The 26,051-nt window shown below is 62.3% G+C and carries 26 protein-coding genes; 14 read left to right on the forward strand and 12 right to left on the reverse strand.

Annotated features, from left to right (window positions below):
• From ACZYOF_RS03945 to ACZYOF_RS03970, 6 genes are read right to left on the reverse strand one after another with little or no spacing between them, the layout of a single operon-like run.
• Entirely contained in the window at positions 1-1,260 is a 1,260-nt protein-coding gene (locus ACZYOF_RS03945) for a malate dehydrogenase (RefSeq protein ID WP_463714867.1), read from the reverse strand.
• Positions 1,257-1,874, reverse strand: coding sequence for a hypothetical protein (locus ACZYOF_RS03950; protein ID WP_463714868.1), 618 nt, complete (start codon positions 1,872-1,874; stop codon positions 1,257-1,259). Before ACZYOF_RS03950 ends, ACZYOF_RS03945 begins: the two co-directional genes overlap by 4 nt.
• A 3-nt stretch (positions 1,875-1,877) precedes the next feature.
• Entirely contained in the window at positions 1,878-2,711 is an 834-nt protein-coding gene (gene eutJ / locus ACZYOF_RS03955; protein ID WP_463714869.1) for an ethanolamine utilization protein EutJ, read from the reverse strand.
• Positions 2,712-2,713: 2 nt separating this feature from the next.
• A complete protein-coding gene (locus ACZYOF_RS03960; RefSeq protein WP_463714870.1) occupies positions 2,714-4,123 on the reverse strand; it encodes an aldehyde dehydrogenase family protein in 1,410 nt (469 codons plus the stop codon).
• Positions 4,124-4,158: 35 nt separating this feature from the next.
• Positions 4,159-4,458 (reverse strand): BMC domain-containing protein, encoded by a 300-nt coding sequence (locus ACZYOF_RS03965; protein WP_130577583.1) that lies wholly within the window; start codon positions 4,456-4,458, stop codon positions 4,159-4,161.
• A 58-nt stretch (positions 4,459-4,516) separates the two neighbouring features.
• On the reverse strand, positions 4,517-4,828 hold the full coding sequence (locus ACZYOF_RS03970) for a EutN/CcmL family microcompartment protein (protein ID WP_282527020.1): 312 nt from the start codon (positions 4,826-4,828) through the stop codon (positions 4,517-4,519).
• A 211-nt stretch (positions 4,829-5,039) separates the two neighbouring features.
• On the opposite strand from ACZYOF_RS03970, the gene ACZYOF_RS03975 reads away from it, so the two are divergent.
• The 7 genes from ACZYOF_RS03975 (at position 5,040) to ACZYOF_RS04005 (ending at position 12,362) form a co-directional block, all read left to right on the forward strand.
• Positions 5,040-6,062: a DUF7064 domain-containing protein gene (locus ACZYOF_RS03975; protein WP_463714871.1), complete on the forward strand. Its 1,023-nt coding sequence runs from the start codon at positions 5,040-5,042 to the stop codon at positions 6,060-6,062.
• Positions 6,059-7,036, forward strand: coding sequence for an HAD family hydrolase (locus ACZYOF_RS03980; RefSeq protein WP_282527022.1), 978 nt, complete (start codon positions 6,059-6,061; stop codon positions 7,034-7,036). Before ACZYOF_RS03975 ends, ACZYOF_RS03980 begins: the two co-directional genes overlap by 4 nt.
• A gap of 37 nt (positions 7,037-7,073) precedes the next feature.
• Positions 7,074-7,490, forward strand: a complete 417-nt coding sequence (locus ACZYOF_RS03985; RefSeq protein WP_130577580.1) for a PEP-utilizing enzyme — start codon at positions 7,074-7,076, stop codon at positions 7,488-7,490.
• Positions 7,491-7,527: 37 nt separating this feature from the next.
• Complete coding sequence (locus tag ACZYOF_RS03990; protein WP_463714872.1) at positions 7,528-8,937, forward strand: hypothetical protein; 1,410 nt, start codon at positions 7,528-7,530, stop codon at positions 8,935-8,937.
• Positions 8,938-9,006: 69 nt separating this feature from the next.
• Entirely contained in the window at positions 9,007-9,579 is a 573-nt protein-coding gene (locus ACZYOF_RS03995) for a hypothetical protein (RefSeq protein WP_282527024.1), read from the forward strand.
• Positions 9,579-12,074 carry a pyruvate, phosphate dikinase gene (locus ACZYOF_RS04000; protein WP_463714873.1) on the forward strand — a complete coding sequence of 832 codons (2,496 nt, stop codon included), beginning with the start codon at positions 9,579-9,581 and terminating at the stop codon, positions 12,072-12,074. Before ACZYOF_RS03995 ends, ACZYOF_RS04000 begins: the two co-directional genes overlap by 1 nt.
• 3 nt (positions 12,075-12,077) lie before the next feature.
• The gene (locus ACZYOF_RS04005; protein ID WP_463714874.1) at positions 12,078-12,362 is read left to right on the forward strand and encodes a BMC domain-containing protein; all 285 of its coding nucleotides are present in this window, start codon (positions 12,078-12,080) and stop codon (positions 12,360-12,362) included.
• A 43-nt stretch (positions 12,363-12,405) separates the two neighbouring features.
• On the opposite strand, the gene ACZYOF_RS04010 is transcribed toward ACZYOF_RS04005, so the two are convergent.
• Both ACZYOF_RS04010 and ACZYOF_RS04015 read right to left on the reverse strand, forming a co-directional pair.
• The gene (locus ACZYOF_RS04010; RefSeq protein WP_463714875.1) at positions 12,406-13,725 is read right to left on the reverse strand and encodes a phosphoribosyltransferase family protein; all 1,320 of its coding nucleotides are present in this window, start codon (positions 13,723-13,725) and stop codon (positions 12,406-12,408) included.
• A gap of 218 nt (positions 13,726-13,943) precedes the next feature.
• On the reverse strand, positions 13,944-14,846 hold the full coding sequence (locus tag ACZYOF_RS04015; protein ID WP_130577575.1) for a LysR family transcriptional regulator: 903 nt from the start codon (positions 14,844-14,846) through the stop codon (positions 13,944-13,946).
• Positions 14,847-14,948: 102 nt separating this feature from the next.
• Between ACZYOF_RS04015 and ACZYOF_RS04020 the strand changes: the two genes are divergently transcribed.
• On the forward strand, positions 14,949-15,908 hold the full coding sequence (locus ACZYOF_RS04020) for an alpha/beta fold hydrolase (protein WP_463714876.1): 960 nt from the start codon (positions 14,949-14,951) through the stop codon (positions 15,906-15,908).
• A gap of 39 nt (positions 15,909-15,947) precedes the next feature.
• Here ACZYOF_RS04020 and ACZYOF_RS04025 read toward each other — a convergent pair whose 3' ends face one another.
• On the reverse strand, positions 15,948-17,426 hold the full coding sequence (locus ACZYOF_RS04025; protein WP_463714885.1) for an AMP nucleosidase: 1,479 nt from the start codon (positions 17,424-17,426) through the stop codon (positions 15,948-15,950).
• 164 nt (positions 17,427-17,590) lie between these two features.
• Here ACZYOF_RS04025 and ACZYOF_RS04030 point away from each other — a divergent pair, with 164 nt between their 5' ends.
• On the forward strand, positions 17,591-18,682 hold the full coding sequence (locus ACZYOF_RS04030; protein ID WP_463714886.1) for a class I adenylate-forming enzyme family protein: 1,092 nt from the start codon (positions 17,591-17,593) through the stop codon (positions 18,680-18,682).
• Positions 18,683-18,772: 90 nt separating this feature from the next.
• Here ACZYOF_RS04030 and ACZYOF_RS04035 read toward each other — a convergent pair whose 3' ends face one another.
• On the reverse strand, positions 18,773-20,404 hold the full coding sequence (locus ACZYOF_RS04035) for a M56 family metallopeptidase (protein ID WP_463714877.1): 1,632 nt from the start codon (positions 20,402-20,404) through the stop codon (positions 18,773-18,775).
• A complete protein-coding gene (locus ACZYOF_RS04040) occupies positions 20,404-20,784 on the reverse strand; it encodes a BlaI/MecI/CopY family transcriptional regulator (protein ID WP_394567762.1) in 381 nt (126 codons plus the stop codon). The genes ACZYOF_RS04035 and ACZYOF_RS04040 overlap by 1 nt, the downstream gene beginning before the upstream one ends.
• 246 nt (positions 20,785-21,030) lie before the next feature.
• Between ACZYOF_RS04040 and ACZYOF_RS04045 the strand changes: the two genes are divergently transcribed.
• Entirely contained in the window at positions 21,031-21,468 is a 438-nt protein-coding gene (locus tag ACZYOF_RS04045; protein WP_463714878.1) for an acyl-CoA thioesterase, read from the forward strand.
• A 72-nt stretch (positions 21,469-21,540) separates the two neighbouring features.
• On the opposite strand, the gene ACZYOF_RS04050 is transcribed toward ACZYOF_RS04045, so the two are convergent.
• On the reverse strand, positions 21,541-21,909 hold the full coding sequence (locus ACZYOF_RS04050; protein WP_463714879.1) for a cupin domain-containing protein: 369 nt from the start codon (positions 21,907-21,909) through the stop codon (positions 21,541-21,543).
• A gap of 291 nt (positions 21,910-22,200) precedes the next feature.
• On the opposite strand from ACZYOF_RS04050, the gene ACZYOF_RS04055 reads away from it, so the two are divergent.
• The 4 genes from ACZYOF_RS04055 to ACZYOF_RS04070 all read left to right on the forward strand — a co-directional run.
• Positions 22,201-23,511: a threonine/serine exporter family protein gene (locus ACZYOF_RS04055; protein WP_463714880.1), complete on the forward strand. Its 1,311-nt coding sequence runs from the start codon at positions 22,201-22,203 to the stop codon at positions 23,509-23,511.
• Positions 23,512-23,662: 151 nt separating this feature from the next.
• Positions 23,663-24,040 carry a hypothetical protein gene (locus tag ACZYOF_RS04060; protein ID WP_463714881.1) on the forward strand — a complete coding sequence of 126 codons (378 nt, stop codon included), beginning with the start codon at positions 23,663-23,665 and terminating at the stop codon, positions 24,038-24,040.
• 1,115 nt (positions 24,041-25,155) lie between these two features.
• The gene (locus ACZYOF_RS04065) at positions 25,156-25,797 is read left to right on the forward strand and encodes a tyrosine-type recombinase/integrase (protein ID WP_463714882.1); all 642 of its coding nucleotides are present in this window, start codon (positions 25,156-25,158) and stop codon (positions 25,795-25,797) included.
• A gap of 38 nt (positions 25,798-25,835) precedes the next feature.
• A partial coding sequence (locus ACZYOF_RS04070; protein WP_463714883.1) for a transposase occupies positions 25,836-26,051 on the forward strand: 216 nt, incomplete at its 3' end.

The raw sequence follows: 26,051 nt of genomic DNA on the forward strand, positions 1-26,051 counted from the left end.
TCAGCCCAGTTCGGAAATGCGTTTGGCAATGCTTCGCGCGGCCTCCGCGAGGGCCGCCTGTTCATCGGGCCTGAGCGGCAGCTTCACGATCTCCTTCACGCCATTGGCGTCGAGGCGGACCGGAAGACCGATCCGCGTATCCGCCACGCCATATGCGCCTCCTGATTGCACGCACGCGGCGATCAAGGAGCTGCCGCCTCGCACCATGGCCGCCACCATCGAGGCCGCCGACTCCGCGGGCGAAAAATAGGCGCTTCCCTTCTGAAGCAGCTTGACGACCTCGGCGCCGGAGTCCCGCGCGCGTTCGACGATGGCGGCGAGACGGTCCTTGGCGATCAGTTCCTCGAGCGGACGCCCGTTCGCGGTCGCAAGGCTCAAGGGAATGACCATTTCGGCGCCATGGCTGCCGAGTGCGATGGCGTTGACATCCTGCGGCTTGGCAACGCCCTCCAGCGCGATCAGGGAACAGAAGCGCGCACTGTCGAGCACCCCCGCCATCCCGATGACTCGGTTGGAGGGAAACCCCGTCCGCTTCGCCATCAGGTGGGTCATCTCCTCCAACGGGTTGGTCACGACGACCACCACCGAATTGGGCGCATGGCGCCGGATGCCATCTGCGACACCACCGACGATTTCCGCGTTCACGCCGGTCAGATCGGTTCGGCTCATGCCCGGCTGACGGGGACGGCCGGCGGTCATGACGACGTAGCTGACGCCCTCGAGTGCGGACAGCTCGGTGCTGCCTTCGATCCGGGTGGTAAATCCGCGCAAGCCAGCGCTGTGCCACATGTCGAGCGCAAGTCCGGCGGCGAGCCCCGGGATGATATCGACAAGCACGACGCGCGAGAAAAGCGAGGTCTCCGCGAGCCGCAGCGCCGTCATGGCGCCGACGTGACCTGCGCCGATCACCGCAGCGCGGGGTCGGTTTTCCTGAGCAGCGTCTTCAAGGTTGTCCCGAACCCGCATCTTTGTTGGTACCGGCGCGCCGCGACGATACAGCGCGCCCGATAGGGCGCCTGGTTGAATTGAGTTCCCGCCAACTGGCGATTTGGTTGCAGGCGTCGGCTTTACCGATCCTTGAACGATTGGGCGCAAAGGCAGCGGAGCCTGTGCTGCAGCCTCCTTTGCGACACCAGCCCGCTCGATCCGAACGTTCAGCTCCTTGGCGCGATCGGCTGCCAGCGGCGTGAGAACGTCTCTCGCGGCAATGACGAGAACGCCATTGGCCTTCTCCACGTCAGAAACCGAAATGACGCTCATGTCTTGGCTCCCAACTCCTCGAGCGAGCCAACCGCTGCCTTGGCTGCGGTTTCGACCTCGCTCTCGGTGCCGGAAATGAACAGTCGGCCAAAACGCCCGACCGCGCGGACTTCAATCAGGCTGATGTTGGCGGCTTTCTCGGCTTCGTTGCCGGCAAGCGTCACATAGGCGGCCGGCGTCGCTTCAAGGACGAAGAGACTCGACCTCGGCAGCAGCAGATTGCCCTTCCGCCATTTGTTGATGAGCTGCGCCTGGTAGGGGTTCACATTGGTGACGAACTGCGACGAGGCGATCGTGGGCCGCACACGGTCTTCCTCCTTGAGGCCAAGATAGTCGAGGACCGCTTGGCCGGCCGCCAGGACTTCCGATTGCGTGTGGGAATGAATTTCCAAAAGGCCAAATTCGCGTTCGATGATCTGGAGGGCAGGGCGGACATCCGCCGCCTTCAGCGCAATGTCCGCGCAGCGGAAGATCTCATTGCCGGGCGCCACTTCGATGAAGAGCTCGGACATGCCCGCGACCGGCACGTCTCCCTGACATGTGGAGGCGACATGCGCGGCAGCCTGCGGCTGCATGCTGTCGATGAAGGCGTATGTGCGCAGTTGAAAATCCATCAGTCAGCTCATTGCGATTCCGAAGGGGGTTACGAGTTCCGAGTGCGGGTAGGCCCAGGCCTTGATTCCGCTGAAAGCGGTAACGATCGATGCCGCGTGAGGCACCCGGACGGCTCCGCCTGCAAGGTGGATCGATTGAACGGGATGCTCGCCGATCTGGCGAACGATCGAACTCGCGATCCGCTCGATGCCCGGTCGCAGGATGTGTGAGTAATCGTGATCGCCGCGGCGCTTTCGTTCTTCGGCTTCTTCTATCGATATGCCGAGGGCACCGGCCAAGATCAGGTCCAGATGATGTCCGCCGCCGGGCTCATCATCGAGCGCGATGATCGTGCCGTTCATCACGACGCCGACGCCAGTCGAACCGCCGCCCACATCCACGATCGCGCCCTCTGTCAACTGGAGCAGGGCCTGCGCCGCGGTAACCTCGTCGACCAATTGTCGGCAGGTGATGCCGGCGTTCTCAAGGACGTAGCGGCAGGCCCTCGCCTCGGCCGGTGGCACGCCCGGTGGAAACGCCGTCGCCGCCGCGGCAATCTCCCGATCCAGCGCGGCCGTTGCGGTGGCCTTGAGTTGCTTCACGGCAGCAACCGCGTCGCCGAAATTGACAACGACACCGTCGCGCACGGCCTGGCAGGGCAGGCTGTCCCAATAGACCGGTCGCCCTTGCCGGTCGACGGCCGTCAGGACGATCGTCGCGGTCCCGAGGTCTATTCCGAAAGACAGCGTTGCATCCGAATCGCAGGCCGGACTGCGAAAGGTTGTCGCAGCCGCTTCAAGAAACGCGGTCGCCTCCACGCTGGCAGTCGCTTGCGATGATGTCGTGCGCGCGAGCATGCTCAGAGCCCCATGTTCGCCTGATACAGCGAGCGCCACGGGCGCACCTCGTGGGCGATGCGCTTGATGTTGATGAGATGGAGCGGAGTCACATTGTCGGAGACGATCGAGCCGCTCCAGGTGCCCGTGCCGAGCATGAAAGACGGATCGGTTGCGCAGCTATAGCCCATGCCGCCGAACAGCGTCGGCGTATTGATGACGATGCGGCCCGCGGGAAGCGCGGACAGGGTGGCGATCACCTGATCATCCTCGCAATGAAGACCGAGCGTGTGGCCTTCGCCGCCAAAGGCGAGAATCTGCCGGCACCGTTCAAAGGCCGCAGCAACGTCTGCCGTCCGGTAGAACGACAAGACAGGGCCGAGGATCTCGCGCGAGAGAGGTGTCAGCGGTCCCACCTCGCTCAGTTGGGCACCAAGCACCCTGCAGTCGCCGGGAACGTTGAGACCGATCCTTCGCGCCAGTTCCTGAGCGGAAAGGCCCACGGCCTCCGGCCTGAGTTCGCCCTTCTCGGTGAAGATGACGTCCGCAAGCCGCTGCTGATCAGGTCCACTCAGGAAGAGCGTTCCCTGCGCTGCGAAAGCGCCGATTGCGGCATCCGCAATCGGCTCGTCCAGCACGATGGATTGCTCGGCGACGCACGCGGTGCCGTTGTCGAAGGATTTCGACGTGATCGCCATCAGCGCGGCTTCTTTCACGTCCTTGACCGACCGATGGATATAAACCGGCACATTGCCGGCGCCGACCGCAAATGTCGGCTTGCCGCTGGAATAGGCCGCGCGCACCATTCCCGGACCTCCGGTCGCCAGCACGACCGAGACGTCGGGGTGTCGCATGAGCTCACCCGTCGACTGGATGGTCGGGAGCGAGAGACAGGAGATCAGGCCCTTCGGCGCGCCGGCCTTGACCGCCGCCTCCGCCATGACTTCCGCCGCGCGCACGCAGCTACGGATAGCACGGGGGTGAGGCGCGCACACGATCGCATTGCCTGACTTTACGGCCGCCAGGCATTTGAAGAGCACGGTCGAGGTCGGATTCGTAACGGGAATGATGGCCGCGATCACGCCCATCGGCGACCCGATGGCCGTCATGCGGTTGACTTCGTCCACCCACAAGACCCCGATGGTCCGCATCGAGAGCATGGAAGCGGCGACGAACTTGGTGTTGTAGAGATTCTTGAGGATCTTGTCCTCGTAGACGCCGAACCCGGTTTCATCGACCGCCAGTCGCGCGAGTTCCTGGGCGGCTGCAGTGCCGGCCTCAGCCATTGCCCGAACGATGTTGTCGATTTTTTCCTGGTCTACTCCGGCAAATGCTCGGAACGCCGATCGCGCCTGACGCGCTTTGCTGCGCGCGTCCGCCAAACCCGCCAAATCGGAATCAAGATCCACTGCCACGCCCATCGGCTCGCTCATGCCTTCGAATTTCGAGGTTCAAACTGACGATGCGCTCACCCCTTGCCGAGGATTCCCTCCACGTCCTCATGCGGCCGCGGAATGACGTGAACGGAAACCACTTCGCCGACCTTGCCCGCGGCTGCCGCGCCTGCATCGGTGGCGGCCTTCACGGCGCCGACGTCGCCTCTGACCATGACGGTCACGAGCCCGCCGCCGATCTGCTCGCGCCCGATCAGCCTCACATTGGCTGCCTTGACCATCGCGTCGGCCGCCTCGATGGCGCCCACAAGGCCCTTGGTCTCGATCAGGCCCAGAGCGCCTCTCGGCTGACCCGTTGTCGGCGTGTTGTTCATCTGTGTTTCTCCTCGTTGCTTGGGTTGAGTGCGGTGTCTCGACAGGCGCCTTTGCCGGTCAGGCTTTCGAATAGGCATTGCGGCTGCCGATCTGGATGGTATCGATGACCGCGATGATGGCGGCGTCGGTCGGAACCTCAGTGGCGTCCAGGACGCGCGCGGCGCTTCCGGTCGTGACGAGCACGACCTCGCCCTCGCCGGCGCCTACCAGATCAATCGCGACGTAATTCTTGGCGGCTTGGGCAGCTCCTTGGGCAGCCGCCGGCTCCTCGCCAAAAGCGAGAGGCGTTACGATAAGCAACTTGTAGGAGTTCAGGCCGGACGACTTGATTGTCGAAACCACCGTCCCGACCACACGCCCGATTTCCATGCCACACTCCCTAGATCGATATCGCCAGCGTTCAATCGCCGTCGTTTTCCGGATTGTAGGAGCGCATCGTCCTGAGCGTCATTCTCCCGGGCGGATAAAAAGACGCCGGGCGATTTATCTTGCGGGACCATGGCAACGCCTTCACTAAATGAAGAAGATGACGGTGCTCGCAGAAGGCGCCGCCAAGAGCGCCCGCTAGGGAGAAACAAAAATGATCCAAGACGAAGACGTCCATTTCCACAAAGCGGACGCTGGCGTCCCGAACTGGGCGGAGACCAACTTCTTCGGCTTCTTCAATGCTGAGGCCACGCTAAATGTGGGCGTCTATGCCCTGTTTCGTCCAAATCTTGGGATCGTGAGCTCCACGATCTGCATGAATTCGGGATTTGCCAACACGCCCTGGGAGGCGGACTTCTGCGATCTGCGGGCCTCGATCCCAATCCCAGAACCGCGCGACCTCAGCGATTTCACGCTCGAGAACTCCCTGCGCATCAAGTGCCTCCGCCCGAACATGGACTGGCACATTGGATACGACGATGGCGAGGGAACGACGATCGATGTCGAGTATCGGTCGATCATGCTTCCCTTTGATATCCATGATCCCGTCATGGACCCGATGAAGGCGAAGGCGCTGAAGGAGGCTGAACAGGGCGGCAAATTTGCGTGGGGTACGGCCTACAATGGTCATTTTGACCAGACCGGACATTTCAAGGGCAAGGTCGCGGTCCGCGGCAAATCGTTCCCGATCGATTGTATCTCAACGATGGATCATAGCTGGGGCCCTCGTCCCGAGCGCGGCGCACCCAACATGAGCTGGCTGCACGCGCACTTTTCGCGGGAGCTGGCCTTTCACGCGATCTTCAGCTTCGACCCAAAGACCAACGGGCGTGAATTGTCGCTCGCCCACGGTTACGTCGTCGAGAAGGGCAGGGTCTTCGGACTGAAGGCCGCGCACGGCACGACGAAGAGATCGCGCGACCGCTATGCGGACGAGGTCGATCTCGTCCTTGTCGATAGCAGCGATCGGGAATGGAGGTTGCGCGGCAAGGGATTGACCAGCTTTCCCTGGCAATGCTGGCCTAACATGGTGTCGTTCAATGCGCTGGCGCAATGGACCTGCGACAGTCTCACCGGCTACGGGGAAATCCAGGACTTCTTCGAGATACCGCAGCTCACCGCGTTGAATTCCGAACCCGCGACGCGGGTTCGTGCTGGCGTGGCGGCCTTGCCATGAGCGTGCGGGCCGTCCTTTTCGATCTCGACGGAACGCTGGTTCAGACCAGGGAAGCCTCATGGCGTGTCTTTGCGAAGACGAACGCAGCGCTTGCGCTCGGCATCAACACGCAGGCCGAGTTCTTTCGTCTGCTCGAAGACAACATGTTTCATGGGTTGCAGAAGCATTGCGGCGACGACAGACGCGCGAACGAAGCCGCCCAACATTTTCTCGAACTGCTGCAGCGTGAATACAATCCCGACCTCGTGCCGGGGATGGCCGACGTCATACGCGCGTTCGCCGGAAGCTGCTCCCTTGCGGTCATCTCGTCGAATTCCGTGGCGACGATCCGGCGCATCCTGGATCGGGAAAACCTCACGCACTGCTTCTCGCACGTCTTCGGCGGCGACGTCGAACAGGACAAGCGTGCATGCGTGAGACGTTTCCTGTCCGACCGGTCGTACATGGTCAACAGGAATTGCTCGCCGGCCTATCGCGAAGGCCACGAGCCGGAAGCGCCGAGCGCCGACCAGATCGCCCTGATCACCGATACTGTCGGCGATATCAGGCATGCGGTCGAATGCGGGATAAGGGCCATCGGCGTCGCCTGGGGGATGCATGCCGAACAGCAGTTGCTCGCAGCCGGAGCGGAGTTCGTTGCGGTGTGGCCGCAGGAGCTCGTTGCGCACCTTCTGCCCGGGGGCTTTGCCTCGAGTAGCTGCTCGATTGCGCCCGCCGCTGAGGCAGGTTCGATTACCCCTCGCTCCGGCTGTAGCTGCGGTTGCCAGGACAACGATGTGGCCGATGCCGCGGCTGAGCGCAGGCGGCGGAGGATGGCGGCAACCGCCATGCTCGATCAACCCGTGAGCTGCGGCATCGACAGACCTCGCGAGGAAGAGAATGTCGGCGCTCCGGTGGGCAGCGGCGCCGTCGACAAGATTCTTCTGGCCAGTTTACGCCGTCTGCAGGGTGGTGGCCGACCAGCGCTGCGATGACCGGGTTTCCAACGATAGCAACAGAGGGAGGAGTTTAATGAGCTATATCGCGGAAGGGTACAACAGCTTCGAGACCAAGAAAACGCCGTCCGGAATCGTGAAGTATCTTCCAGATCCGAAGTCCGTCATTGCGCTGATCCAGAGCGGAAAGCTGAAAGAGCACATCCTGCTGGTCCAGGGTGGAACGACGACCTTCCTTGCGCCGGCGCTGAGCTTGGGCTCCATCGGCGTGATCACGATGTCCGGTGCGCCGGAATCTCATCTCGGAATCCTGTCCCGCGAATTCCAGATGCCTTGCGTCATGACGGCCTACCTCACCGGCAGCGAGTCCCGCTACGTCACCGGCGGCAACAACGATGCCCACTTCGCAGCGATCATCAAGGCACTCGAAGGCAAGAAGGTGCAGTTGCATTGCGAAGACAGGGAAACGGGGCGCGTCGCTGTCATCGCCTGACTGCCCAATAAACAAATCTCAGTCGAGGAGGAAACGGATGTCTACCTACAAGGACCGCTACAAGTCGGCCGACGACGGTCTGCGATTTCAGGATCTGGTGTATCAAGGCAATTTTAGGGGTATGGACCCCGTGCCCGACGGCATCCTGGGCGACAAGATCCTGCGCCAGCGCGCCAAGAGCAAAGTGCTGGAGAAGGTGAGCAAGGAAGACGTGCTCAGGGACCAGTTCACGGTCGACGAGCTGAACGATTTGAACAACTATCTCGCCTGGAACATCTGGGACGTGCTGGTAATGCGCGCCACCGAAGGTGTCTCGGGCATGATACCTCGTCAGGAATACGAGATCTTGGCCTTCATGCACGAATTCTATCGCTGGCCGGAAATCCTGGAGATGACGACCAACGAGATCGGCGCGCAAGGCGTCATGAATATCGGGGCGACGGCGAGACGAGAGATCGGCACCAAGGTGAACTGCGTCCACGACTGGTGCATCGGCGCGGTCGGTTTCGGAATGGGACGTTGCGGCCTGCTCGCGCTCGAGGCTATTCAGCCGCAGGACTACGTCCGCGAAAGCAACATCATCCTCAAGTTCATGCAGCGCATTCTTTGGGGCAAGCGCCAGGACGGCTATATCCTGAACTCCCAGGATCGCTATCGCTGCCGAATCCATGAGAAGGATATCCTGGACCAACTGACCGGGCAGATCGAGTATTTCGACCCGGGCAGCCACACGCATGATGCGCTGGTGCGGTTCAATGCGGCCGCGGAACTGCTTTCGTTCCTGGATCACTATGATTGCCGCCTGGGACTGGGCGATACCGGTCCCTACGAGCTTCCGGACGGCAAGATCATGATCATCCGCGACCTCTTCACCAACGAGGAGGTCTATGACTGGAGCGACGTCTGCGACCACGAGAACGTGCCGCACTGCTACTCGCTGTGCCTCGTGATCGATCCGGACAAGATGGGTCTCTCGGAGATCCGGGTGAACGACATCTCCACCACGTTCACGCGTCCGAAGAACTACATCGAGCACATCATCGGCGGCGCGGTCTTTGTTCGCGAGAAATGGGACACGCCGATGGGTGAGGTATATCCCGTCAAGATCTCCGAGCTGGAGAAGCGGCTTGAGGGAGTCCAGCAGGCGACATTCAAGCTCTATACGAAGTTCGCCCGCATGTCGCGGCGCACGCTGATCACCAACGGGCTGTACGTGTACTATATCGACATGATCCTGCCGCATCTTCGCCTGGCCGGGACCTACGACAAAGCCTGCAAGGACTACGAGTTCTGGGAGATCGACCAGCGCATATCGAACTACTACTATGACATCGTGAAACGTGGCTTTGCGCAGGCGACGGTGCCGCAGAAGATCTTCTCGGGCGAGGGATATCTTCCCTTCCCTGATAATGTAAGCCTGACCAGATCGAAGTATTTCTGGAAATAGCGCTCAAAGCACAGGGACGGGCGAGGCGCGCTTTGCCTCGTTCGTCCTTCGCAGTCGACCGGACAGGTGATGAAAGACCTCAACGAACAAGACTTTATCGTGCTCAATGGCGTCCATCTGAAGAAGATGGCAACCACTGAGGAAATCGCAAATGCGGTCGGGCTCGACGTTTCGACAGTCGAATTGGTGCTTGGCGCGGCCGCCGGCACCGGCTTCTTAATGATCGCCGACGGAAGGCACCTGCTCTTGCCGGAGGGGACGAGTGCGGTCCACGACTATTACCGGACAGCCTATGAGGCGATGCGTTCCAACCAGGTCGTTCTTGCATGGTACGAGCGCTTCGAGACCGTCAACGAACAGTTCATCAAGCAGGTGAGCGAGTGGCAATCAGCCGACGGCGACGAACGCATTCAATCGCGTCTGATCAGGACGGTGGAGCGCCTGACCAAGAACCTGCAGGAGCTCATTCCGCTGATTCCCAGATATGAGAACTACGTCAGCCGGTTCGGCAACAGCGTCGCCAGGGTCGACCACGGCGAGAAGGATTTCGTCTGCAAGCCGACGATCGACTCCGTTCACAATATCTGGTTCGAATTCCACGAGGATATCCTCTCGGTCATTGGGCGCCCACGGGATACATGATGCAATTGCGTGTGATGGCGAATGTGATGGATGACAGCTTCGTTCGGGAAGTGACGGACAGGGACGTCGAGGACGCGCTGCGGTTCGGAGGCAAGGCAAGCGGGCTGGCAAAGATGGCGCGTGCGGGAATACCCATTCCTCCCGCGTTCGTCATTGGCGTCGATGGCTTCCATCAGTTTCGGACCAATGGCGGAAAGATCGACCAACGCCTTCTGTCCGAAATCCACGATGCGATCCGCGCTCTGGAAAACCAGTCTGGCCGTTCATTTGCCGGCAGAGTTCGTCCCTTGCTCGTCTCGGTCCGCTCTGGGGCGCCGGTCAGCATGCCCGGAATGATGGATACCGTTCTCAATCTCGGGCTGACATCCGCGTCGGCGTTCGCGCTCGCGGGCGGTCCCGGAGGAAGCGGCTTTGCGCTCGACACCTGGCTGCGGTTCTGGCGGATGTTCGCCGACATCGTGTTGGGGATCGATCCATCCGAGCTGATGCAGTCCGTGAAAGACGCGGAGTCGATGGCGCGGAACGATCTCACGCTTGCCTCCTTCGAGAACCTGGAACGCTGCATTCTCGATCAGATTGAATCGGCAGGTGAGACAGCGAGCGCCGATCCGTGCCGGCAACTCGAGCAAGCCGTGGAAGCCGTCTTCCGGTCCTGGGATAGCGCGCGGGCGAAGGCTTACCGGAAGCACCATGGAATCTCCGATGATCTCGGCACCGCGGTGACGGTTCAGGCCATGGTCTTCGGAAATGCGGATGAAAACTCCGGGTCTGGCGTGGCGTTCACCCGCAATCCGAACGATGGCAACAAAGCCCTTTATGGCGAGTATCTTATCGGCCGGCAGGGAGAAGACCTGGTATCTGGAACGCATACGCCGATCGATCTGTCCGAAGCGAGCGCGCTTGACGCCGGCCTGCGGCAAGCCTTCGAGCGGCACAGTGAGACACTCGAACGGCTCTATGCGGATGCCGTGGACATCGAATTCACGGTCGAATCCGGACAGCTATATTTCCTGCAGGTGAGACCAGCGAAGCGAACCGCGGCCGCCGCTATCAGGATAGCGGAGGATCTGGTTGCGGAAGGAGTCATTGAGAGACAGGCGGCGCTGGCGCGGATTACGTCTGAGCAGGTCAGAAAGGTGTCGCGACCGTCTTTCGACGAGGCGGATCTCGCAAAGGCCGCCTTGCTGACGCAGGGACTCGGGTCGTCGCCAGGACACGCCCACGGGGCCGTTATCCTTGACGCCGATCGCGCGGCCGACAGGGCCTTGGCCGGTGAGGCCGTCATTCTCCTGCGTCCGACGACGAGCCCGCAGGACATCAGGGGAATGCTGGCCGCTGGAGGGATCATCACTGCGCGAGGCGGGGCGCTCAGTCATGCCGCCGTGGTTTCCCGCGCGCTCGACCGGCCCTGCATTGTCGGTTGCGACGCCATCGATATCGACCTCAAGCGCAAGACGTTCTCGATCGCCGGCCGGACCTACCATGAGGGCGATCAAGTCTCGATGGATGGAAGGACCGGGAAGGTGTTTGCGGGCGCGATCAAGCTGAAGGCCGCCGGCGCGGGCCTGCCCGCCCTCAGGCGCATTCTGGAATGGGCGGATGAGAAGTCCGAAGCATCGGTCTGGATCTCGCCCAAATCGAGCGACGAACTGATCGAATCGACTGAGGCGGGTGTCCCGAGCGGCAGCGTCGTCAGCGTGACCGACCTCATCATTGCGAATGGCCGCATCGGCCGGTTTGTCGAATTGACGGTTGCCGCCGGTCCGCCGAATCCGCCGCGCGGCATAGCGGAGGAGATCCGTGCGATCGTGTGTGAGGCCTGTGCCCCGGCGCTTGCGGGAGCTTCGGGACGCGTGCTGCAGTTTCGGCTGCCCCGCGTGAGCTCGGACCGCGCGCGGCGCTTGATCGAGAATTGGCAGGAGCTGCCGCCGGGCTTCTTCCTGCCTCTCGGCTCCATGACCTATCTGCGCGCGATTCTGCTGGGAATATCGGCCGCGGCAGAAAGGGCCAGGCACGAAGGCGCTGCCGTTCTGATCGGCGGCATCTCAGCTTGCTCGGAATTTGCGACTTTCCAGCGCGAAGCCGAACAGGCGGGGCTGCGTGCGGGCGCCATGATCCAGAACGTGATGGCGCTTGACGACATCGTTCAGATCACGGAGACCGGCGCGCCGATCTGGGTCGACGCCGGGGATATCGTCCGCACGGTGTGTGGTTTCCCGATTGAAGTGCAGCAATCGTTGGATGTGCTGGACCAGTACGCGAACGAAAAGCTCATTCGAGCGAATCCTTTCCGGCGCCTTCCGCCCTATGTGGCGAACCTGCTGTCGGCAGCCGCCATGGCTGCAGAGCGGGGCGCTTCCTTAGGGATTGAGGGCAGCACAGTGCCGCCTGAACTGCTGGTCGAGCTTCATCGCATCGGATTCCGCCGCTTCTCGGTCCCAGTAGGACGGCGCGACGAAGTCCGCTTTTCGCTCGGACGCTTGCAGAAGGAGTAAGCCATGGCGTTGCAGGCTCTTGGTTTGGTCGAGACGCGAGGATTTGTGGCCGCCATCCAGGCCGCCGACGCCATGGTCAAAGCGGCCAATGTCAAGCTCGTCACCCGGCAGCAGCCAGGCGGCGGGCTCATATCGATCATCGTGCAGGGCGACGTTGGAGCGGTGAAGGCTGCCGTCGATGCCGGTGCGGCGGCTGCAAGCCAGATCGGAAAGGTTGTTTCCACACATGTCATCCCGCGTCCACACGACGGGATGGAGGATATCCTGGAGAGACCACCGGTTCGATAGGGCGCACCTTTCCTGAACTTGACGGCACGCCCGATACGGACGCTCACGCACGGCCGCCATTTCCCTTGGCGCGGCGCAGCAGCTCCACCACTTCCCGATCCGAGATCTGGTTGAAATCCCGGTAGTGCATGCCGACTGCGAAGAACGACTCAGGAGTCATCAGGCAAATGATGTCGTCCGCCTCCGCCTTCAGGCTCACAAGCGTTTCGGTCGGAGCGACCGGCACCGCGAGCACGAGCCGGCGCGCACCTGCCCTGGAGAGCGCCTTGAGCACGGCCCTCATCGTCCCGCCGGTCGCGATGCCGTCGTCGATCACGATCACGGTGCGGCCGGCAATGTCGACGGGTGGCTCGCTGTCGCGATAGAGGCGCCGCCGCCGCTCGATCTCGGCGAGCTGGCGGGATGTCTCCGCCTTGAGATAGCCCGCGCCAGGCTCGATGGCGCGAACGATCTCGTCGTTCATCACCACCTGCGGCTTGGGACCGTCGACCACCGCGCCGAGTCCGAGTTCTTGATGACCGGGCGCACCGATCTTGCGTACCAGCACGACATCGAGCGGCGCGTTCAGCGCCTGCGCGACCTCGAATGCGACCGGCACGCCGCCGCGCGGCAGTGCCAGCACCACCGGGTTGTCGTTCTTGAACTTCATGAGCGTGGGCACGAGCCGGCGTCCGGCCTCGCGCCGGTGGGCGAAAATGCGCTCGTCGCAGGTTCCCGTCAGCGGCGATGACAGGAAACGGCGGAACCAGCGTTTGGCATGCTCGATGACCTCCTCGAGCGCGCCGGGCTCTTCAAACAAATGACTGGCTCGCGGCACGATGACCAAATCCTTCTCGCAGGAAAGCGCGGCGAAGGCCGCACGGTTGAGCGGAATGACCGGCAGGTCGGCGCCGCCCACGATCAACAGCGTCGGCGCGGTGACGGCGCGCAGCGCCTCTCCAGCCAGATCGGGCCGTCCGCCGCGCGAGACCACCGCGCCGACATTCTGCCGTTCGGCCGCGGCGACCAGTGCGGCCGCGGCCCCGGTGCTTGCACCGAAATAGCCGACGGGAAGGGTTGCGAATTCGGGCCTGGCACGAACCCAGTCCGAGGCCTCGGCGAGGCGTGACGCCAGCAGACCGATATCGAAAACGTTGCCGCGGTTGCGGTCTTCCTGCTCGCTGAGGAGATCGAGCAGCAGGGTGGCAAAACCCGCCTCGCGCAAGCCCGCCGCCACCTGATTGTTGCGCGGGCTGTTGCGGCCGCTGCCGCTGCCATGCGCGAAGATCACGATGGCAGTCGCGCCCTCAGGCGCGTCCAGTATGCCGGCGAGATGATGCGGACCGATGTTGACGTCGCTGATCTGCGCTCGTCCGCCCGTCATGATCAGTCCTCGGCAGGAGAAAGGGCCACGCTGCGTTCCCTCTGCGACTGTAACTCAGGCCGGAGGTGGATGTTCCTCCGCATCCCATGTGCCGCTGTCGGTGAGAATCTCTCACCGCCACTCGGCGCAGCGAGGGAAGCACCAACAAGGATCGGCCGGCATTCCGCGGAAAACCTCCCTCGCCCACCTTTTCAGCCGCCTTCATGGGAAGAGCGCGCTCACGTGATACCCTCGACAGCGCGCAGCGCGGGTACCACGAAGTCGATGAAGGCGCGCACTGCAGGTCTTAGGAAGCGCGACGTCGGATAAGCCACGTAGAGTTCGCTCGCTCGAATCTCGTACTGCGGCAGCACCTGCACCAGACGTCGCGCACGCAGTTCTTCCGTCACCAATGGAAGCTGTACCGGACCCAGGCCGCGGCCCGCCAGCAAGGCCGCAATAAGGACCCGTGCGTTGTTGGTCTTCAGCACGGGCTGGACTGGCACTTCGATGGTTCTGGCGCCGTTGGAGAGCGTCAGTGTTCCTCGACGAGATAGCACCGCGTCAGTGACAACGAGCGCATGGTCCGTCAGTGCCTGGCAGCGCCGGACCGGTCCATGCTCTGCAATGTACTCAGGTGTCGCAACCAGGATGCGCTTGATGAGGCCCACCTTGCGCAGGACGGTACTTTGGTCCATCGGGCGTCCGATGCGAACCGCCAGGTCAATGTCTTCATGCACGAGGTCCGCCGCCCTGTTTTCCAGCGTGAGGTCGATCGATACGGTCGGGTGCTGCTTTTGGAAGTCCATGACGATGCGGTGCAGATGGCTTTCACCAAGGCAGACGGGGCCGTGAATGCGCAGCTTGCCACCGACTTCGCCCATATCACGGCGCACCATCTCCACCGCCGCATCGATGGCGGCCAGAGAGGTTCCGCCTGCTTCATAGAGCATCAGGCCTTGCGGGGTTGGGCGCACCGCGCGCGCGGTCCGCTCGAGCAGGCGCGCACCGGCGTGCTGCTCAAGGTTACGCAACAGCTTGCTCACCGCGGGCTGTGAGACGCCCAGGTCACGGGCAGCGGCGGTGATGGAGCCGCGCTCGACAGTGCGCACGAAAGCACGAAGGGCGGCGGTCAGATCCATTCATAACACCTGGTTATGCAGATCATTCGCTCATAGCGGATAGACGCGGTGCGGTCCATGATGAACATTCCGCGCAAGAACTCGGCCAAGATGAGGTGCACGATGGAGCTCGACCGGCGATCGCTGTTGTTCGGAGGATCACAGATACTGCTCGCGGGCGCGGCCGCGACGGGACTGCAGTCCGTCTCTGCTCAAGAGAAGCTCGATAGCGCGGAGCCCACTAAGATACCGGCCGGGATGTCTAGTCGTTTCGTCGATGTGAATGGCATCCGCATGCACTACGTTGCCATGGGATCCGGCCCTGTCCTCGTTTTGCTGCACGGGTGGCCCGAGACTTGGTTTGCTTGGCGCGGCATCATGCCGCGACTGGCCAGGAAGTTCACCGTGGTTGCGGCTGACCTGCGCGGGTCCGGACTATCGGAACGCACCGACGCTGGATACGACAAGCAGACGATTGCCGAGGACATACGCGCATTGATCGCTCACTTGGGACCCGCTCCAGCCCACGTGGTCGGTCACGATATGGGCGGCAAGGCGGCCTATGTCCTCGCCCACCTTTACCCGCAAGCCGTTTCCAGGCTGGTGCTCGTCGACTGCCTGCTTCCGGGAACCGAGAATTTGGACGCCCTGCGCGGTGGAGCCTGGCACTATGGATTTCACATGGCGCCGGAGTTTCCGGAGATGCTGACCATGGGTCGAGAGCGCGACTACATCCGCGCGCAGATTCGGGCCTGGTCGCACAACAAGATGGCCATTTCCGAGGATGCCATTTCAGAGTTCGCCTATCATTACGCCCGCCCCGGCGGAATGACAGCCGGGTTCAACTACTATCGAGCGCTGCGCCAGGATGCGCGGTTCGCCGAGGCGTTGCGCGGACGCAAGCTGACGCCACCTGTGATGACCATCACCGGGCGTTATGGCGTCGGCGACAAGCTCGCCGAATCCTTGCGCGGTCAGGCTGCCGATCTCACGAGTGTCGTCGCGGAGGATAGCGGTCATTTCGTTGCCGAGGAGGTTCCGGATTTCTTCTGCGAGAAGCTGGAGACATTCCTGGTGGGTTGAAGCTTGATGACGTGGACAAGCGGCGCGAAATCTAACGCGTTACTGAAACGCGACCTCGGCGAAACTCCGGAGCTTGCGCGAATGCAGGCGCTCCAATTGTTGCTCCCGCAATCTCTCGAGCGCCTTCAGGCCGATCTCAAGATGCTGGCCGACGCGCTGCCGATAGAACTCGCTTGCCATGCCCGCGAGTTTGATCTCGCCATGGAGAGGCTTGTCCGACACGCACAGCAGCGTGCCGTAGGGAACGCGGAAACGAAAGCCGTTGGCGGCGATCGCCGCCGATTCCATGTCGAGGGCGATCGCGCGCGATTGCGACAGACGCCGAATGACCGAGCGATCGCCGATCTCCCAGTTGCGATTGTCCACGCTTGCGACCGTTCCCGTGCGCATCAACCGTTTCAGTTCGAAGCCTTCGAGCCCGGTCACTTCACCCACCGCTTCCTCGAGCGCGACCTGCATCTCGGCCAGCGCCGGTATCGGCACCCAAAGCGGCAGCTCATGGTCGAGCACGTGATCCTCGCGCACATAGCCATGCGCGAGCACGTAGTCTCCGAGCCGCTGCGTATTCCTGAGACCGGCGCAGTGTCCCAGCATCAACCAGGCGTGCGGCCGCAGCACCGCGACATGGTCGGTGATGTTCCGTGCATTGGACGGACCGGTCCCGATGTTGATCAGGGTGATGCCCCGATAGCCGGCCTCGACCGAATGAAAGGCCGGCATCTGCGGCATGCGCTCCGGAGCGATCCCGGTCGTACCGCCGCCAAGGCGCGTATTGCGCGTGATCACGTTCCCCGGGCCGACGAAGGCGTCTGGGCCGATCTGGCCTGAAGCCAGACGCTTCTGGCTCAACTCGGCGAACGCATCGATGTAGAACTGGTAGTTGGTGAAGATCACGAAGTTCTGGAAGTGCTCCGGATCGGTGCCAGTGTAATGATAAAGTCGGCGCAACGAATAATCGACGCGCGCCGCGCGGAACAACGCCAGCGGCTCGGGAGCGCCGGGCGCAAGCTCGAGCGTGTCATTGGCGATCGCGTCGTCGATGGCGGCCAGGTCAGGCACATCGAAGAGATCGCGCAGCGATCGCATCACGTTCGATTTGTCGCCGGGAGTGAGTGCGGCTTCGATGTTGATGTCGCGACGATAGGCGAAATGAATCGGGATCGGCTCGTTCGACTCGCCGACTTCCACCGGTACGCCATGATTGTCGATCAATCGTGCGATCTGCTCGGTGAGGTAGGTGCGGAACAGGTCCGGTCTCGTCACCGTGGTTTCATACACCCCCGGCCTTGCGACGAAGCCGTAAGCGAGGCGCGAATCGACCCGCACATAGGTCGAGGTCGCAATGCGCACGAACGGATAGTTGGCGCGCACGCGCGCCGTGAGCGGCCCGCCATTGGCGTAGGCCTCGAAGTGGTCCCGCAGGAAGGCGGTATTGCGTTCGTAAATCTCTTCCAGGCGCGCGACCGCGGCAGCGGCGTCAGTGAACGCTTCGGTCGCAATCCGCGGCGGGGTCAGCATGATGAGGGCGGAGCACATTGCCGTTACTATGGCAGATTCTCAGGAGCAAAAAAGGGGGAACGCTGGCGCGAGTTGCGCAAGCGCCTCCGCCGCTCGGCGGCACGGCTTGCGCTGCGATCGCAAGGGTCACGTGCAATTGAGCGTCTTGCCGGCCTGTTCCGCCAATTGCTTACAATCGACCTGCGGTGCTCATCACCACGTCAGGCACGACCGGCGAACCCAAGTTCGTCATTCACACCGCGTCCAGCCTGGCGGAATCGGTGGACCTCATGAGGAACAATTGGGAACTTGCGGGACAGGACGGCATCGCCATGCCCTTGCCCCTGGCGCATATGAGCGGGACTGCCGTTTTCTCGGTGTGTATCTATAGCGGCACTCCGTTCGTGCTGATCGAGAGCTTCGACGCCGACACCGTGCTCGATGCGATCGAGAAGTACCGTTGTACCTTGCAAATCGGTTTTCCCGCTCAATATGCCGCGCTGCTTGAGCGCCAGCGCGCCCGGCCGCGCGACCTGAAGTCGCTGCGCTATTGCCTGACCGGAGGCGATTCCTGTCCGGTGGAGCTGCAGCAACAGGTCACGGCCGCTTTCGGTGCTCCGCTCTATAACGTCTGGGCGGCGACGGAAGCCGTCGGCAATCTCGGCTACGCTCTGCGGCCCGGTCCCGTAATGAGGATCACGAGGCCGGCGGAAGTCCGGGTGGTCGACGACGATGGCAAGGATGTCGTCGATGGCGAACCCGGCGAGCTCCTAGTCCGCGGTCCGAATCTGTTCGTCGGCTACTGGAACGATTTGAGGGCGACGGCGGACAGCCTGAAGGACGGCTGGTATCGCACCGGCGACCTGGTGCGGCGAGAGGGGCAGGACGAACTCCTGTTCGTCGCGCGCAAAAAGGACATCATCATTCGCGGCGGCACCAACATCTCGCCTGTCGAAATCGAGGAGGCGGTCGCCGCCCATCCCTCCGTCGAGGCGGCGGCCGTGGTCGGTGTGCCGGACGCCGTGCTCGGACAGCGCCTGATCGTCTTCGTCACGCTCGCAAAGGGAAAGAACGAACGGGCCGTTCCCGGCATCCTCAGCGACGTAGCGACACGGCTTGCCGCCTACAAGGTGCCCGAGCATCTCGTCGTGCTCGATGCCTTGCCGCGCAACGCGCTGAGCAAGGTCGACCGGACGACGTTGCAGGCGATGGCGATCGAGGGCGACAAGATAGTTCGTTCCCGGGCAGACGAACAAGCATCGCGTCGCGCGAGCTAGGCTGTTCGCGCATTCCGGGATAACGACAAGGTCGTTGGCGGGTTAGCGAAGGCTAGCCCGCCAATGCCATTTGTGTGGTGGACTACGTCGCTATGGTCCACCCTGGACCAAGAGTCCTGCGATCTTTCCGTCCGGCGCCAGCGTAATCCTCCAGATCGATAGGCCATTGTCATATTTGGCCTCGTACACATCCCAGCCGCTGCTACCCACTCCCCTGAAGGAGATCGATTGCAATTGTCCCAATTGTTCCAGGCCGCGCTGGAGCCCAGGCAGTTGCTGACGGGTCGCGGCTGCCAATTCCGGCGTCATTGCGTCGTAGTTCGGCTGCGCGGCCCGAATGGCTTCGATCGTGCGACGCAGCGCCGCCTCGCTACCCGGTTGGGCGGTGCCGTCCTTTATTCGCTTCGCAAGCTGCTCCGCCACTCTGTCGGCTTCGGCCTTGTCCACCCGTTTTGCCAATTGCTCGTGACCGTTCTGATGGAGCACCAGCGCTGCAGCCTTCCCTTGCGGGTCGGTGACGAAGGAAATCTGCGCGTGGACGACCTTGGCAAAGAATTTGGTGGGGCTCTCGGGATAGAATTGCACCGGCTGCTGCCCCGTGAGCTGTGCGAAGAGCTGATCCCCTTGCCGCGTGACCGTGAAGATCAACACCGCCCGCTGATAATAGCCAACGTAATTGTCGAGTAGCTTTGCGTCGATCGGGACCTCCGTGCGCGGCTGTTCCTGCTCTGCCTTACGCTTGGCCATCGTGTCGGGATCGAGTGTCGTCGCATCGTTATCCGCTTTCGGAGGCGAGGGGGCCTGCGCCACGACGCCGGATGAGACTGCCACCAGCGGCAGAACGCAGGCGACGATCGCCGCGCGCGCCTTCCAGTCGATCTTCCTCGGCAGACGCGTTTCCGCCAGGAGCTGTTCAACCCGCCGCGCGACGGTCTCCGATCGCGCCATCGCCAGGCTGGTTGAGCCGCTCGGTCCATGTCCGAGCCTGACCAGAAGCTCAGCATAGCGTATGCGATCTTCGATATCCTCGATCGCCGCGGCGTCGATTCTGGCTTCCGCCAGATAGACGATCCGGCTGTTGAGCCACCAGGCTAGCGGATTGAACCAAAACACGGCCCTGTTGATTGCCGCCAGCAGCAGAACATAGAAATCGCCTCGACGCACATGCGATTCCTCGTGGACCATGATTGCGCGTCGGTCCAGGGCATCCCAGGTGCCGTAGTGCTCGGGCAGGAGGATGGTCGAGCCGAATGTTCCGGGTGCCTTGATGGCAGGGCTCGAACGCACGTCCTTGCCTGCAGTCCAATCCTCGTAAACCGGATCAGCCGATATTTGCAGCCGCCAACTGAGCGCCGTGCCGATCGCCAGTCGCAGCAGGAGCCAGCCGGCAACCAAAAGATAGATCGACGTGGCAAGCAACCGCCAATCGAAGTGCTGCGATATCGTGCCATGCTGCCCGACGGAAGCGGGAGCAAGGTCGGAAGCGAGGGAGGAGATCGACATGTCTCCCGTCAGGACGAGGAGAGCCGGTGGGATGTCAGCCCCGACAGTGAACATCGGCCGGCCGACTATAAGAGGGGATGCAAGAGAGGCGATCAGCACCAGCCGCCATGTCGACATCAGGATATGCGGATTAAAGATGCGCAGCGCCTTCAAGCCGATCCAGATCGCCATGATCAGGACGGACGAGCGGATCGCGGCTTCAAGGACGATTGCCAACATTACTTCCTCTCGTTCTTTGCCTGTCCAATCTTCTTCGATAATTGCTCGAGCTGCTTCTTGTTCAGCATCTTGGCGTCGACGATGCCAACGAGCACATCTTCGATCGAGCCGTTGCAGAACCAGTCGGCGATGCGCCGGACCGCCTTCGCCGCCACCTTCCGGCGATCCTGAACGGGACGAAACAGAAATGTTCGCCCCTCGACGTCGTGCGTGACGAAGCCTTTCTCCTCCAGCCTGCGCAGCACCGTGCGGACGGTGGATTCCTTTAGCGGCCGATCCAGCCGCTCCCGCACCGCTTCCGCGGTGATCGGCGCATGAGCCCAGACGAGCTGCATCACCTCTCGTTCGAGCTCGCCGAGCTCCGGCAGATCATCATCCATTTTATTGCGACCCATAATAACGTTACAGCGTGTAGCATATAGCGACCGAACAGTCAATGATCATGCCCGCACCGTCCCGCGGCGCGGAGACGCCATGTCTCTGCCGCGGGGTGCGAGTGCATGCTCCTTCCAGGACTCAAGGGACGGCCACGCCAGAGCCATCACGGGCAGATTGTCCACGGGCAGCTCACATCCGTCGCGATCGTGATATCAGAGGATGGACGATACTTCGTGGAAGGAGGAAGCATGCGCCGGGATTTCTGGTTCCATCATCCGTTTCGGGTACGCTATTCCGAGGTCGATGCGCAGGCCGTGGTGTTCAACGCGCACTACCTGACTTATTTCGACACGGCGATCACCGAGTATTTTCGCGCACTCGGCTATGACTATCTCGGCGAGGTCGCAAGGACCGGCGTCGATTTCCACCTTGTGAGGTCGGTCGTCGAATACAAGGCGCCGATCCGGTTCGACGAGGAGGTCGATGTGTGCGTGCGGGTCGCGAGGATCGGCCGATCCTCGATCACGCTTGCGCTCGCAATTTTCGCCAAGGGCAGCGACGATCTCCGCTCCACCGGCGAAATCGTGTGGGTATGCACGGACCAGCGGACCCATAGCTCGGTTGCCGTGGCGGAGCCGTTGCGGGCGCTGATTGCAAGCCGCGAAAAGGCCCTCGCTCAGGCGTGATCGGCGGGCGCCGGCGGGCGCGCGCCAGCCGGCCGGTGTCGCGCCTGGTTGCAGGTGCAAGCTGATCGCGGATCAGACCGCGACATTGCGGTCCTCGTCGACGACGGTCAGCCGGCCATTGCCCTGCAGAATGTAGGCCCACTCCGCTTCCTTGTGCCAATGCAGTTCGCGCACCACGCCCGAATCGAGGCGCATGTTGACGCCGGCCATCGATTTGGCGACCGGCAGTTCGCGCACTGTCACCTCGCGTGCCCAGCCGCCGTCCTCCAGGCGGTTGTGGGCCATGCCGAAGGAGAATTTGAGATTCGGGAGCGAGCCGTTGTCGGTTTCCGGCGGCGTGAGGATATCGGGGTTCTGGTTGTCGAGCAGGGCGTTGCGGGGACCCGGATCGGTTGCGCCTTTGGCGCCGCGGATAGGCTGCCTTAGATGGCTGTCGGACATGAATTTCTCCCTGACGTGATGAACGATGAGGTGCGAAATGCACTCGCTTCGCGGCGAGCGTGCCAAGCTATGCCGAGGATGCGGGGAAATATTTCCGCGACGCACGCCTTTTGCCGAAATGCCACAATCGTGGCGGATCATTTGAGCGGCGCTAGGCTTCGCCGGGCGGCCTCGCGGTCATCATCGGGCCATTCGGAAAACGGCTATGGAAATCGGAAAGATCAGGTGCGAGGCGGGCGGTATCGCTGTTCCGATGCGCGTTCGATCGAAGATCCGGATTTCGTTGATGCAATGAGCCAGCCGGCTGACATGGCTGCCGCCGCTCGAAGCCCGGACCTCGATCCGGCGCGCGCGCTCGATCTGCTGGTGACGGTTGCGACATTGCTGTTCGCGACCGGCCAGACGACCGAGCGCACGACCGAATGTGTCGAGCGGCTGGCGACAGCGCTCGGCTTTTCTGCGCGGGTCTTTCTGCGCTGGGACGAAGTGACCGTCGCGATCGAGAATGGCGACGGAGCGGCGAGCACGACCGTCGAGGCGAGGCCGGTCGGGATCGAGATGGGAAAGGTCGCTGCCGCAACCGCGTTGATTGACGACTTCTGCGATCACCCCTCCGCGCCAGAACCGCTGCGGTCCGCGCTTGCGGAGGTGCAGGCCCACCCGCCCGTCTCGCTCATTCGCTTCGCAACCTTCGCCGCCATCGGCGCCGCTGCGCTCGGCATCATCTTCGGCGCCGCCCACCTGGCCAGCCTGATCGTCATCGCTGTCAGCGCCGGCCTCGGCGCCTGCCTGCGCCGCTGGATTGCTGGATGGAGCCATAACCCGTTCGCCCAGCCGCTCGCCGCTGCGCTGCTCGCCGGCGCGATCGGCGCGCTGGTCGTCGATCTCCAGTTCTCCTCCAGCCTGCAGCGGCTGGTCGCGGTCTGTCCCTGCATGGTGCTGGTGCCGGGCCCGCACGTCCTCAACGGCACGATCGACCTTGCGCGTGGACGCCTGGCGCTCGGGATCTGCCGGGTGGTCTATGCGAGCCTGATCATCTTTTCGATCTGCATCGGCCTGCTCGCCGGACTGTCGTTCGGCGGGACCAACCTGCCGGCATCGGCGCCGTCGCCGCCGGTCCCTTTGATCTATGACGTGATCGCCGCGGGTGCGGCGGTGGCCGCCTATGGTACCTTTTTCTCCATGCCATGGCGGATGCTGCCGGTCCCGATCCTGATCGGGATGTTCGCCCATGGCGTGCGTTGGGCGCTCTTGGCCAAGGCCGGCGTTGGCCTGGCGGGCGGCGCCTTTATCGCCTGCCTCATTGTCGGAGCGATCACCACACCTGTGGCAGAACGTCTCAGGTTGCCCTATGCGGGGCTTGCCTTTGCATCGGTGGTTTCGCTGATCCCGGGCGCGTTCCTGTTCCGGATGGCGGATGGGCTCCTCGAACTCGTCGCGAGCGGGGGTAACGTTTCCCCGAGTTTGCTGCAGGCAACGCTTGCGGATGGAATCAATGCCTTCCTGATCACGCTTGCGATCACCCTGGGGTTGATCTTGCCGAAGATGTTGATTGGGTATCGTTTCGACAAACGGTTTACTGGGAGCGGCCGAAGCGCGTAGAATTTGAATCGCATCCCTGCGCAAGACATACGCTTTTGCAATCTGTGCACTATATTGATGGGGTGCCGCTATCGTAACTGTCGAGCAGGTGATTGGGATGCGCCTATTATTGCTTATCAATTTGACGGCCGTTGCCGTGGCGGGAGTCGCCATGGCTCAGACCGACGAGCCGCCGATGTCCCTTCCGCCCGTAAGCGTCGATCCGCAGCGGAATAATTTGCCGCCGGCTCTCGACCTCGGGCCGCAGCAGGGATCAGGAAACAACAGCGTCGTCCGCGGCAATGCCGGCAACGCCGGCAATGCCAAAGGCGGCTATGACGATCTCAACAAACGCTTGATGGGCGAGGTCAACAAGGTCAATCCTCTGGTCACGAATCAGGCGCCGATCGACGCGCGATCGCCGGACATCCGTGTCGGCGTTATCAACATACCGGCGGTTCAGCAGCAGTACGGGCAGAATTTCGGCATTTCGGCCCGGCCGTACCGCCCGCCGCCGCTTGTCTACTCGGCCCCTTTGGGACGGCATTAGACGTTTAAGCAGAAGGCGCCTGAGCGGCGCGGGTTGCTGACCTGCCGCTCAGGCTCGATCGAGGGCGTCCTGGGTCCGCAGGGGACGACTATCGGTCGCTATCGATCATTGCTGCTTTCTCTGATCGTCCTGGTCAGCGTCTAGCGGATGTGGCGATGACTGATCCGCCGGACCTCCAGTGTCGCGACTCGTTACCACCGACGGACGAACATGCTGTTGACGCTGCTCTCGCGCGCTGCTTGTGCTGTGCTCTAAAGCGAATTACGGGTCTGGTCGGATGAGAACGTCAATACTTTCAAGTTCGTTGATTAAACGGATCTGGAGTCTGGTTTAGGTAAACTACGACTCCCCCATCGTCCGACGTTGTCGAACTCCGAGTCCCGTCGGACCGTCAGTGGGGCCGGGCTTGGTAGTAACCGGACATTCGGCCGGACGGACAAGTCTGAGAAGAGCCAGTAGCAGTCCCTTTCAGCGAGTGCTGCCGTCGCCAACGAGATGCTCGCTAGGACAAAACCTGCGTCGGCGAGTGCCTGTCCAACGTCATCGTGACCGCCGAACCAACCGCTTCGGCCGTGAGCGACAATGATCAGTGGCAGCTTGGTGCCGGTGACAGGACAGTCCTTCACGCCCTGCAGGGATTCGATAAAATTCATCGTATGTTTGCCGAGCGGCACACGTTGCGGCCCTGCTGCGCATGGATACCAAACGGCGCCTGCTAGACTGAGATCGGTGTCGAGAAGTTGGATGCCCGCCGCCCGCGCAGACGAGGCCAAACAACAAAGCACGGCGACGCAAGCCCAATACATTCTGAGCATAAAAGCAGCCCCCAGATTCGGCAAAATGGAACCATTAGATCAAAGATGACAGAACTGTGTCGCGTTCTTCGCCCAACGTGAATGACCGCTGTGGGTCAAAATGTGACCTCGTCGAAAGGGCTGCTTCTTGCGCAAAGCGGACATTCGGTCGGACCCACGAGTCTGAGAAGGGCCAAAGGACTAAACCGCTCGCGCGGTAGGGCGCTGGGGTTGGCGACACAGCCAAGAGGATAGCGCCGCGGGGGCGTCCTGTCTTGAGATGAGGGGTTCGCAACCTTCACTCAAAACAGGAGCATCCCCTTGACCGACGAGGCAGTGAGCCCGCTGCGCCGGCGCATGATCGAAGACATGACGATCCGCAAGTTCGCGCCGAAGACCCAACATGACTATGTGCAAAGGGTCAAGAACTTCGCGGCGTTCCTCGGGCGATCGCCGGATACGGCGACCTTTGAGGACGTGCGCCGCTACCAACTGCATCTGGCGGCGAGCGGCGTTGGCGTGCCGACCATCAATCAGACCGTCTCGACGTTGCGGTTCTTCTTTAGGGTCACGCTCAGGCGCCACGAGATCGTCGAGCACACCCATGTCATCCACGAACCGCGCAAGCTGCCGGTGGTGCTGAGCGTGGAAGAAGTGGCGCGGCTGCTCGAGGCTGCGCCAGGGCTGAAGTACAAGGCGGCGCTGAGCGTGGCCTATGGCGCCGGCCTGCGCGCCGCCGAGGTGGTCTCGCTCAAGGTCGCCGACATCGACAGCAAGCGCATGCTCATCCGCGTCGAGCAGGGCAAAGGCGGCAAGGACCGCAACGTGATGCTGTCGCCAAGCCTGCTCGAGCTGCTGCGGGCCTGGTGGAAGGCGGAGCGGCCGCAGGGCTGGCTGTTTCCCGGCCGTGATCCGGCGCAGCCGACGACCACGCGCCAGGAGGGTGTCAGAAAGAATGTGTAAGCAGGTTTCTGTGAGTTTACCTTACCGAGGAGACTCACATGACGACCGACACGACGATTACACCTGAACTGCTGGATCAACTGCTTGCTAACTATGAGAAGCCTGAAGACCTCACAGGTGCAGACGGGCTTTTCAAGCAGCTGAAGAAGGCGCTGATTGAGCGGGCGCTTGGTGCGGAGCTGAGCGATCATCTTGGCTACGAGAAGGGGGACCCGGCTGGCCGCGGCAGCGGCAATAGCCGTAACGGAACCAGC

Source organism: Bradyrhizobium sp. LeoA1Lang (assembly GCF_055413685.1).

Bases quoted from the DNA above. Each gene is read 5' to 3' on its own strand.
- ACZYOF_RS03945 (WP_463714867.1), bottom strand. From the start codon at position 1,260: ATGAGCGTCATTTCGGTTTCTGACGTGGAGAAGGCCAATGGCGTTCTC.
- ACZYOF_RS03950 (WP_463714868.1), bottom strand. From the start codon at position 1,874: ATGGATTTTCAACTGCGCACATACGCCTTCATCGACAGCATGCAGCCG.
- eutJ (WP_463714869.1), bottom strand. From the start codon at position 2,711: ATGCTCGCGCGCACGACATCATCGCAAGCGACTGCCAGCGTGGAGGCG.
- ACZYOF_RS03960 (WP_463714870.1), bottom strand. From the start codon at position 4,123: ATGAGCGAGCCGATGGGCGTGGCAGTGGATCTTGATTCCGATTTGGCG.
- ACZYOF_RS03965 (WP_130577583.1), bottom strand. From the start codon at position 4,458: ATGAACAACACGCCGACAACGGGTCAGCCGAGAGGCGCTCTGGGCCTG.
- ACZYOF_RS03970 (WP_282527020.1), bottom strand. From the start codon at position 4,828: ATGGAAATCGGGCGTGTGGTCGGGACGGTGGTTTCGACAATCAAGTCG.
- ACZYOF_RS03975 (WP_463714871.1), top strand. From the start codon at position 5,040: ATGATCCAAGACGAAGACGTCCATTTCCACAAAGCGGACGCTGGCGTC.
- ACZYOF_RS03980 (WP_282527022.1), top strand. From the start codon at position 6,059: ATGAGCGTGCGGGCCGTCCTTTTCGATCTCGACGGAACGCTGGTTCAG.
- ACZYOF_RS03985 (WP_130577580.1), top strand. From the start codon at position 7,074: ATGAGCTATATCGCGGAAGGGTACAACAGCTTCGAGACCAAGAAAACG.
- ACZYOF_RS03990 (WP_463714872.1), top strand. From the start codon at position 7,528: ATGTCTACCTACAAGGACCGCTACAAGTCGGCCGACGACGGTCTGCGA.
- ACZYOF_RS03995 (WP_282527024.1), top strand. From the start codon at position 9,007: ATGAAAGACCTCAACGAACAAGACTTTATCGTGCTCAATGGCGTCCAT.
- ACZYOF_RS04000 (WP_463714873.1), top strand. From the start codon at position 9,579: ATGCAATTGCGTGTGATGGCGAATGTGATGGATGACAGCTTCGTTCGG.
- ACZYOF_RS04005 (WP_463714874.1), top strand. From the start codon at position 12,078: ATGGCGTTGCAGGCTCTTGGTTTGGTCGAGACGCGAGGATTTGTGGCC.
- ACZYOF_RS04010 (WP_463714875.1), bottom strand. From the start codon at position 13,725: ATGACGGGCGGACGAGCGCAGATCAGCGACGTCAACATCGGTCCGCAT.
- ACZYOF_RS04015 (WP_130577575.1), bottom strand. From the start codon at position 14,846: ATGGATCTGACCGCCGCCCTTCGTGCTTTCGTGCGCACTGTCGAGCGC.
- ACZYOF_RS04020 (WP_463714876.1), top strand. From the start codon at position 14,949: ATGGAGCTCGACCGGCGATCGCTGTTGTTCGGAGGATCACAGATACTG.
- ACZYOF_RS04025 (WP_463714885.1), bottom strand. From the start codon at position 17,426: ATGCTGACCCCGCCGCGGATTGCGACCGAAGCGTTCACTGACGCCGCT.
- ACZYOF_RS04035 (WP_463714877.1), bottom strand. From the start codon at position 20,404: ATGTTGGCAATCGTCCTTGAAGCCGCGATCCGCTCGTCCGTCCTGATC.
- ACZYOF_RS04040 (WP_394567762.1), bottom strand. From the start codon at position 20,784: ATGGATGATGATCTGCCGGAGCTCGGCGAGCTCGAACGAGAGGTGATG.
- ACZYOF_RS04045 (WP_463714878.1), top strand. From the start codon at position 21,031: ATGCGCCGGGATTTCTGGTTCCATCATCCGTTTCGGGTACGCTATTCC.
- ACZYOF_RS04050 (WP_463714879.1), bottom strand. From the start codon at position 21,909: ATGTCCGACAGCCATCTAAGGCAGCCTATCCGCGGCGCCAAAGGCGCA.
- ACZYOF_RS04055 (WP_463714880.1), top strand. From the start codon at position 22,201: ATGAGCCAGCCGGCTGACATGGCTGCCGCCGCTCGAAGCCCGGACCTC.
- ACZYOF_RS04060 (WP_463714881.1), top strand. From the start codon at position 23,663: ATGGCTCAGACCGACGAGCCGCCGATGTCCCTTCCGCCCGTAAGCGTC.